The sequence below is a fragment of the Psychrobacter pasteurii genome (assembly GCF_900162815.1).
Lineage (GTDB): Bacteria > Pseudomonadota > Gammaproteobacteria > Pseudomonadales > Moraxellaceae > Psychrobacter > Psychrobacter pasteurii.
The window spans coordinates 20,164-29,037 of sequence record NZ_FUGD01000069.1; the positions used below are offsets into that span (position 1 = coordinate 20,164).

9 protein-coding genes and 1 pseudogene are annotated in these 8,874 nt (G+C 42.1%); 3 read left to right on the forward strand and 7 right to left on the reverse strand.

The window, feature by feature from the left end:
• Positions 1-28: 28 nt before the first annotated feature.
• A complete protein-coding gene (locus A1232T_RS05205) occupies positions 29-523 on the reverse strand; it encodes an acetyl-CoA carboxylase biotin carboxyl carrier protein (protein ID WP_077448428.1) in 495 nt (164 codons plus the stop codon).
• A 428-nt stretch (positions 524-951) separates the two neighbouring features.
• Here A1232T_RS05205 and tyrS point away from each other — a divergent pair, with 428 nt between their 5' ends.
• Complete coding sequence (gene tyrS / locus A1232T_RS05210; RefSeq protein ID WP_077448429.1) at positions 952-2,187, forward strand: tyrosine--tRNA ligase; 1,236 nt, start codon at positions 952-954, stop codon at positions 2,185-2,187.
• A 44-nt stretch (positions 2,188-2,231) separates the two neighbouring features.
• Positions 2,232-2,474, forward strand: a complete 243-nt coding sequence (locus A1232T_RS05215; RefSeq protein WP_077448435.1) for a DUF1653 domain-containing protein — start codon at positions 2,232-2,234, stop codon at positions 2,472-2,474.
• Between the two features lie 84 nt (positions 2,475-2,558).
• On the opposite strand, the gene A1232T_RS14365 is transcribed toward A1232T_RS05215, so the two are convergent.
• The 4 genes and pseudogenes from A1232T_RS14365 to A1232T_RS05230 form a co-directional block, all read right to left on the reverse strand.
• Positions 2,559-2,855 (reverse strand): hypothetical protein, encoded by a 297-nt coding sequence (locus A1232T_RS14365; protein WP_244152390.1) that lies wholly within the window; start codon positions 2,853-2,855, stop codon positions 2,559-2,561.
• A pseudogene (locus A1232T_RS05220) lies at positions 2,830-3,762 on the reverse strand (low temperature requirement protein A). Before A1232T_RS05220 ends, A1232T_RS14365 begins: the two are co-directional and overlap by 26 nt.
• A gap of 132 nt (positions 3,763-3,894) precedes the next feature.
• Entirely contained in the window at positions 3,895-4,494 is a 600-nt protein-coding gene (locus tag A1232T_RS05225) for a YceI family protein (protein WP_077448430.1), read from the reverse strand.
• Positions 4,495-4,762: 268 nt separating this feature from the next.
• Positions 4,763-5,212, reverse strand: a complete 450-nt coding sequence (locus A1232T_RS05230; protein ID WP_208606914.1) for an Mpo1 family 2-hydroxy fatty acid dioxygenase — start codon at positions 5,210-5,212, stop codon at positions 4,763-4,765.
• Between the two features lie 322 nt (positions 5,213-5,534).
• Between A1232T_RS05230 and htpX the strand changes: the two genes are divergently transcribed.
• Positions 5,535-6,446 carry a protease HtpX gene (htpX, locus tag A1232T_RS05235; RefSeq protein ID WP_077448431.1) on the forward strand — a complete coding sequence of 304 codons (912 nt, stop codon included), beginning with the start codon at positions 5,535-5,537 and terminating at the stop codon, positions 6,444-6,446.
• 120 nt (positions 6,447-6,566) lie between these two features.
• On the opposite strand, the gene pnuC is transcribed toward htpX, so the two are convergent.
• Together pnuC and nadR are read right to left on the reverse strand one after the other, a co-directional pair.
• Positions 6,567-7,304 (reverse strand): nicotinamide riboside transporter PnuC, encoded by a 738-nt coding sequence (gene pnuC / locus A1232T_RS05240; RefSeq protein ID WP_077448432.1) that lies wholly within the window; start codon positions 7,302-7,304, stop codon positions 6,567-6,569.
• A gap of 32 nt (positions 7,305-7,336) precedes the next feature.
• The gene (gene nadR / locus A1232T_RS05245; protein ID WP_077448433.1) at positions 7,337-8,377 is read right to left on the reverse strand and encodes a multifunctional transcriptional regulator/nicotinamide-nucleotide adenylyltransferase/ribosylnicotinamide kinase NadR; all 1,041 of its coding nucleotides are present in this window, start codon (positions 8,375-8,377) and stop codon (positions 7,337-7,339) included.
• Positions 8,378-8,874 lie beyond the last annotated feature (497 nt).

Here is an 8,874-nt window from a genome sequence, read left to right on the forward strand (position 1 = left end):
TTTGATAAAGAGGGTGGTAAGGACTGTCTTATAGGGCACGAGTCTCGAATAAAGGTTGATCAAATTCGACCACATCGCCTTCTTTGACTAGTATCTTCTCGATAATGCAGTCTTCTTCTGCTTTGACTTCGTGCATGATTTTCATGGCTTCTATCACGCATAAGGTGTCGCCGGCTTTGACGCTATCGCCTTCATTAAAAAACACATCGGCACTAGGGTCTGAGCGAAGATAGAAGGTGCCCATCATAGGCGCGATAATGGATGAATTGGCCGTGGAAGGCGTAGAGTTTGACGCATCAGCTGCTAAGTTATCAGACTCTGAGCCAGTCAGTGTCGATGGCGTGGTTACGCTGTCTGCTTGGCTCAAAGAGGCAACAGAGGTCTCGGATAAATAGGCATCAGACTCAGGAGCATGACAGACCACTTGGATACGTTGGGTGCCATCTACGACTTCTAATGATTGAATATTTGAGCGTTCAGCGAGCGCAATGATTTTTTCTAAATCATCAAGATTGATATTCATTGTAAATCCTTGAGAATAAAAAGAAGATTAGAGGCAATAGATGGACTATTTAAATAAGAAAAAAACTTTATTTGATTAGCTGTAAGTGAGTTATCGCATGACTAGGTTAGCTTAGCTAACCAGTGACTATAAATTATCATAACGTAAAAAAATACAAATACAAAGTCATCTATACAAATTTTTTTAAACAAATCTATGTTTTTGGTCTATTTTACTATTTTAAACTTTCAACCCGTTATTGGCTTAAATAGACTTTCTGAGCTTGATTTGGATAAAGTTTTACCAAAAAAGGCTATAAAAAGCCCGTTAAAATAGCTTTTTACTGCATTCTTCATTAAAATCCTAGCATTCCTTTTTTATACTCATTAACATAGTCCTGATTAGACTGTTATTTCCACTTCATTCATCACAAAATAATTGAGGCAGATATGAGCCAAGCGACGTCAGAACAATCAATCAATAACTTAAGTATAGAAGAACAACTGGCTATCATTAAGCGCGGTACTTATGAGATTTATTCAGAAGAGGATTTGATTGCTAAGCTAAAGCTGGGTCGCCCGTTAAAAATTAAAGCAGGCTTTGATCCCACTGCCCCTGACTTGCACTTAGGTCACACAGTTCTAATCAATAAACTAAAGCATTTCCAAGATTTAGGCCACGAAATCTATTTCTTAATCGGTGACTATACGGCGAAAATTGGTGACCCTTCTGGTAAAAACACCACACGTCCCCCTTTAACAGATGAGCAAGTGTTGGCTAATGCTAAGACTTATGCTGAGCAAGTTTTTAAAATTTTAGATAAAGACAAAACCAAAGTAGTCTTTAACTCACAGTGGTTCAATGAAATGAGCGCCGGTGACATGATTCAGTTGGCAAGCCAGTTGACGGTCTCTCGCATGCTTGAGCGTGATGATTTCGCGAAGCGCTATGCGTCACAAACCCCAATCGCCATTCACGAATTCTTATACCCCTTAGTACAAGGCTATGACTCAATTGCGCTAGAAGCTGACGTTGAGATGGGGGGTACAGACCAGACCTTTAACTTATTGATGGGCCGCACCCTTCAAGGACGTTATGGTCATGAAGCACAGGTATGTATCACAGTGCCTATCTTAGAAGGTCTAGATGGCGTTAATAAAATGTCGAAGTCTCTAGGCAACTACGTGGGTGTTGATGATGCGCCAGGCACTATGTACCAAAAGCTACTGTCTATGCCAGATGAATTAATCCAGCGTTATTATGAGTTCCTAAGCTTCAAGCCTATGGACGAAGTAAATGCGCTGATGAAAGAGATGGAAGAGGGACGCAACCCACAAGAGATCAAGCGTATTTTGGCGGAAGAGTTAATTGAGCGCTTCCACGGAGCAGAAGCGGCTGCCAACGCTCACAAATCTGCGGGTAACGTCTTAGCTGATGGTGAAATGCCAGTTGATTTACCAGAGATAACGCTAGAGCTTGAAGCGGGTCAAGAAGCCTTATTCATTACCCAAATTTTGAACCAAGCCGACTTGGCTAAGAACAGCGCTGCCGCAAAAGACATGCTAAAACGCAATGCGGTGAAGGTTGACGGTGAAGAAGTGAATGCAGGCTTTAGCCTAACCTCAGGCCAAACGGTAGTTATTCAGGCAGGCAAAAAAGCCTTTGCTAGAGTAACGGTTGCTTAATGTTTGGTGTAAACCAAAATACAAGCCCAACAAAAACTGAAATTATGAGTAATAAATTGACAACCAAGACCGTACCACAAGGCATTTATCGTCACTACAAAGGCAGTCTTTACCAAGTGCTACACACAGCGCACCACTCAGAAACTGAGAAAGCGTTGGTGGTATATCGCTGCCTTTATGGTAACTATGATGTGTGGGTGCGTCCGCTGGAGATGTTTGTAGAAACAGTCACAGTCGAGGGGCAAACTGTGCCTCGCTTTGAGCTGATTCAAGCTTTGGCAGATTAAGTCGGTCAATCAGCTTTTGTTAGGTAATAAAAAAGACAGCTTTTGGGCTGTCTTTTTTTGTGAGTATATAGGTGTATTTAAGAATTAATCCGTCGCCATCCACGACTTATTATCAACATTAAATAGCCTGATCATAGTAATGGGCGCCAAGACACTGAGCCAAATACCATAAGTAATTGGGACTCCTTGGCTAACTATAAAGTAACTGACGGCTAGAATAGCGAAGCTGAGTAGTAGGCCTAGCATATTATGGCTGGACTTACGGCACATTAAGGCCTGCAGTGTGGTTAATGTCAATAAAAACGCTCCTAGCTGAAGCATAATCATTGCCATGGCATAAGGTTGGGAGATACCTTCAAGAGCGGTGTTGCCCCGTTTCATCAATGACTTCTGTTACCAGTTTTAGGGTGCTGCCTAGGCCTGCCAAAGCAGTAAAGATAAAGAAGTGGCCATAGCCAAAAGAGACAAAGTCGTGACGGCGACGCTCTTCATCCAAGATGTCATCGAATGGGATGCTAAAGTAAAGCCACCATACAGAAAACAGCAAGGCCACCAATGCCAAACCTGAAATCAAAATGGCGGCAGCAGAATAAGTTGGGTTGATTAAAAAATGTAAAATAGTCTGACTGACCCCCAAGATGCCTTCTCCCAAAACGATAATGGTTAATAAACCATAACGTTCGGCGATGTGACGAGGGTGCCAGTTATCAAACTGCTCTGAGCGCACCCAGATAGGCATTAATAATTCAGCTGCAATGAATAAAAACAGGGCGGATCTTTTTAGTGGTTCAGGCAAAAACAACCAGCTTATCCACATTAGCTGTAGAGTGATGAGCCCAAACATGCTGCAGCCCGCTACCTTTTTGTGTTCAGGCACATCACGATAAACCCGTCACCACTGACTGCAGCTGGCAAGGCGCATAATGGCGTAACCGGCTACCCCAATCCAGATTAATCCTTGATCGAAGAACTGATGGATGTTGGCGGCAATCAATAGGGAGCCAAACATCTGCATCATCACAGAGATACGATAGGGCAAATCATCGGGGTCATAGCCGGAGCCAAACCACGTAAAGCTGGTCCACGCATTCCACAGAATAAAAAACGCCACGGTAAAGGTGATAAATCCTGAGTATTCGTGAGCCAACAAGTTTTGATACAGCCCATGAGCCGCCGCTGAAACTGCAATGACATAAACTAAGTCAAATAATAGCTCAAGCGTAATTGAGGTACGGTTAGGCTCATGGGTGTCTCTTACCGAAATAGGCCGAATACTGGGCAGGTTCATCGATAATGTCACTCCGATAGCATCAGGTAGGGTCGCTTATAGCTTCTCATTTAAACACAAAAAGGCGCCACTGTTTAGTAGCGCCTTTTGTTGGCCAATACTTTGACCAAAAGTTAACTCAAGCGAGGGTTATTAAGACTTTTTCTTGTCGTCTTTTAGACCCGCTTCGATTTGAATTTTTAACTTAACGTTTTTCATCATACCGCCGTCAGTGTAGGTGTTGATGCCCCACTGAGTTCTATCGATAGTGGTTTCAAAGTCACCACCACAAGTTTTTGTCTCTAAGATTGGGTTATCGTAGCAGTTAAACTTAGTGGCTGTTAAAGTCACTGGGTGTGTTTGGTCAAGCATGGTTAGCTCGCCTTTCACTGATTTTACTTTATCGCCATCAAATTCCCATTTGGTAGATTTAAAGTAAGCAGTAGGATATTTTTCTACGTTAAAGAAGTCAGCAGATTTTAAATGCTTGTCAAAAGGTTTAACGTTAGTGGTTAAGCTATTCATAGGGATTGTAACGCCTACGAAGCCTTGTTTTTTCTCAGGAGAATAATCCACTACGCCAGTTAGACCGTAGAAACCACCTGTGTTAGTAGTGGTACCGAAATGGTCGATAGAAAAGCGAGCGTTAGCATGAAGAGGGTCAATCTCATAGATTGCTGCGTTGGCGTTAACGCTTAAAGCGCCTAGACCCGCTAAAGTAGCAACAGTAAGGGTTTTTTGAATTAAGTTCACAGTTCGTTCTCCTATTAAAAAGCTTATAAGATGGGACTACAAGGTGATGAAGCTATAATTTTGTTATATATTTCTTAGTAAGCAGTCACAGTTAAGTGGTTAGCCTATATCTATGTAAGCTTGGACCTCTTAAAAAACAATAAGTATCTATAAGGACTACTTATATATAGAGGTCGCTAGTTTAACAAATATTTAGGAGGTTTTGGGTTACATAAAGCCATCAAACCAGAAAATTTGGTTGTATTTTAGTTATAAATGTACGTTTTAGTTACATACTTGGCTTAATTTTGCGTCCCATTAAGGTGTGAGCCACCCAGGCTGGTCCAATTAATAAGAACTGTAAGTCTTCAAAGAAAGAAGGTTTTTTGCCTTCAAGTTTATGGCCGATAAACTGTCCAATCCAAGCCACCACAAAGACAGCAGCCCAAGCTTTAAACCCAAATGGTAGTAACGCAATGGCAGCCATACTGATGAGCATAAATATACCCATGGCGATGAATAGGGGAGTAGATAGGCGTAAGTAGAATACCGCAACCAGCATGGCAGCTACGATGGTGAACCAAGCGGCTACAGACATACCCATGCCTAGAATGCTCACAAAAATTGTGGGCACACACAGCCAATGAATCTTTTTATTAATAGGATTTTGGTGGCTTACAGCATAGTCAGCCAACCATTGATCTAAGCTACGTTTTTCAGAGCGTTTACGTGATGCCATTCTAATGTCCTTATTAGTCAATAGGGAAAAAGTTCCCAATAGCGTATATTAACAGACCCTTCGTCTAACCAGTGGCAAGACTGGGCCAGTATTATCCTTAACTTATTATTGCAATAACCTACCTTAAAGTAAACTGCTGTGTAACAGGCAGGTTTAAAGTCTAGGTTTTTACAATAGTCTGTAAGATAATAGGTAAAAATATTGAATTTTTGACACCCAGACCCCATTTAAGTGGGTCATGACTGTTGCAAAATGGGGTTTGGTTTTTGGCTAATATTAAGCCCCGCGTTGCCTCTCAAATATATTTAAAGGAAGTTAGCGTATGATGCGTATTGGCCTGTTTTTATTAACCAACTTAGCAGTGCTAGTGGTCTTCGGCATTGTTTTTAGTATTTTATCGGCCTTCTTTGGCCTCGGCTCTGTCCATGGCGCCGGAGGCATAAACTTTGGTAGCTTAGCCGTAATGTGTGCTGTTTATGGCATGGTTGGCTCAATGGTGTCCCTTCTATTATCAAAATGGATGGCCAAAAGATCAACGGGCACAGTAGTTATTGAACAGCCTCGTAATGCCACTGAACAATGGCTAGTAGACACGGTAGCCAAGCAAGCCAAAGCCGTAAAAATTGGTATGCCTGAAGTGGGTATCTTCGATAATGCTCAGCCTAACGCTTTTGCGACCGGTTGGAACAAAAACAAAGCTCTAGTAGCTGTCTCCTCTGGCTTGCTACATACCATGACTCCTGATGAAGTAGAGGCGGTCTTGGCGCATGAAATTGGTCACGTGGCCAATGGCGACATGGTCACCCTAGCTTTAATTCAAGGGGTGGTTAACGCCTTCGTTATGTTCTTCGCTCGCATCGTAGGTAGCTTCGTTGATAGAGTGGTTTTCAAGAATGAAGACGGTCCAGGTATCGGTTACTTCGTGACCAGTATCGTGATGGATATCTTACTGGGCTTCTTAGCTTCAGCAATTGTGATGTGGTTCTCCAGAAAGCGTGAATTCCGTGCTGATGAAATGGGTGCCAAGCTTGCTGGCCGTAATAAGATGATCAGTGCTTTAGATGCCCTGCGCCCTGCAGAACAGCGTCCAGATCAGATGCCAGAGAATATGAAAGCTTTCGCTATCTCAAGTGGTCAGTCACAAAGCTTCAGCATTGCTAACTTCTTCCGCTCGCATCCGACGTTAGATGACCGTATTGCGGCTTTAAAAGACTATAACCCTAGCAAAGCTTAATAGCTTCTTAAGGCTAATACCTGCTATCAGGCTAATAAAAGTGAATATAAAAAATACCGCGAACTCTCGCGGTATTTTTTTTTATTTAAATCCAAAGCAAGTTATTAAACGCTGCAGCCATTAAACTGCTTCTTCAGCACTACGCTGCCACTCATATAGACCGATAAAAGAGTTAATCTGATAGACCATGGTTTGGATAGCGAAAATATAATTCCCCGTCATTAGGTTAACGATCAACCACACGAAGTTTACCGCAATCCAAATCCACCAGTTAAAAGAATAGCGCAAAATCATCGTGGCTTGGGCAGTAATGGAGAGTACGAAGGCAAAGACGTTAATCCAATAAAAATCTATCATGCCTAAGAACTGACTGCCATCATCTTGAACCACTGCATAGCCTCTTTGCGCAAGCCAGTCGTTAACCATAGGGAACATGGGCAGACCAATGGTGATGAAGGCTAGAGTGACTATCCATACCCACTTTGTGGCTGATTTTGGCACCATATTGCCATCGGGGTCAGTGTTTTTTGCCCAATAGGCAAGGCCGTAAGCATGGGTAAAGAAGTTGAATAAAGGCGCTAGCATGAGACCCACAGCCCCCGAGGTTCCTTGCACCACAACTTCCCCTGCGGTAGCCAACATCCCTAGACCATTGCCCATGACATTTCTGCGGAAGGACAAAGACACCACACAGACCAGGCCCACTAGAGAGACGCCTAGATAAAACCAATCCAGCTGTGTGTGCTCTGTGGTTAACCAAAAACCAGAGCTTAGCGCTATCACACCGAAGATGAACCAGCCAATAATCCATTGTATGGCCCACTTTCCAGTGAGGTTATCGAGTAGTTTGATACGCATATTAATCCTTCCAGTTTTTATTTATGACCAGTTTATTTATTAAAGATATGCTGGTCAATATAGGCGATAGCATCTTGATAACGCTGGAAATAATCTGGGCTGCTAATACGATGCGTTTCGATATTATGATGCTCAAATAAAGCGGTCAGTCTATTTTCAAAGCGTTCACGAGCATTTTCACTGCCCAAAGAGCGCATACCATCATCTACCCAAGGTGTGTTATTGGCTAAGAACAGAGTATGGTCGAAGCAAAACTCTTCAATGCAAGCTGTGACAAAAGGATGAGCACGTCCCTCGTACTCCTCACAAAATGCTTGTGTGGTGACGAAGTCAGTATCAACTAAAGTAATTGGAGCTTGAGCCTGATATAAAGTCTCACGCACTGCCTGAGCATGGTCTAGAGCAATGGGGCCATAGTCACTGTATTGAAGCCCTTCTTCGGTCCCACCAAGGTCAGTACCCACATATAGTCTACCCATCTCCAACACCAAATCAGCCCCATAATAGTTAGCAAGCTTATGGGCTAAAGTGGTTTTTCCAGAGCTTTCGCCACCGACAATGGCCACAGTACGGGTGTAATTACCTCGAGCTTCAGGGTGGATAATGTCCCAGTTAGCAATCGGATTGTAGTGAATGGCAGTACTGTCAAATTCAGGGTGAAGTGGGGTAGTGGTGACATCAATGTTTAATGCTGAAGTCACAGCAGGCTTCGATAAAGAGTGGCCTTCAGTGACTAGCAGAACATTGTCTTCATCAATGGCGAACTTGCTTTCAATATAGTCAATCTTAGCGTTATAAGCATCAATATTGATGGTGATGTCTTCGATGCTGTCATGAACTGGGAAAGAGAAGTCATCACAAATGTGAATCTTAATAAAAGGTAAGTCACTACAAGCCATTTGCAACCAACGTGCTTTGTCTTGTAGCGTTACTGGGAACCTAGGGTTGGGGTTAGGGTGCTGGGTAATGACAATATGCAACACCTCAACGATTGATGAAGCATGCAAAATGCTGCGAATATGTCCTAAATGAAGAGGCTCAAAGTGGCCAATCATCAGTCCTGATTTTTGCATAATAAAATCCTTAGCTATTCAATTAGTTATTTCAAGTCGCTTAATTTTAGTAGATTTATAAGTTGGTATTTAAAAAAATTTTATCAGTAAATAAGCAGAATACGCCGTAGCAATCGCAGATTTTTACTGGCTATAAAGGGCACAGAAATATAGTAATAATCGTTTTTAAAATAATAAGTTACACATACTCACACTGCACGAATGTTCTCAGTTTTCGGTAAGGCATTTTAAGTATAAAGTTACAAAGACAGTGTAAAGTATAAACAGCAATATTGTTAATCAGCGCTATAATAATATAAGTTAGATTCATTGGGGTATATATAAACCCAAGATTAACAAATTTATAGAATAGCACAGCCAAACCTTGTTTCCTTTGTTGACTTGTAGCCTCTTGTTATTAGGGCGTGTCCCTAATTTGAAAAATACAGATAAAGCCTTATTTTAATCCTATATATCAACAAAATATAGGGAAACTCAAGCCATGGCGAGAACAGTAA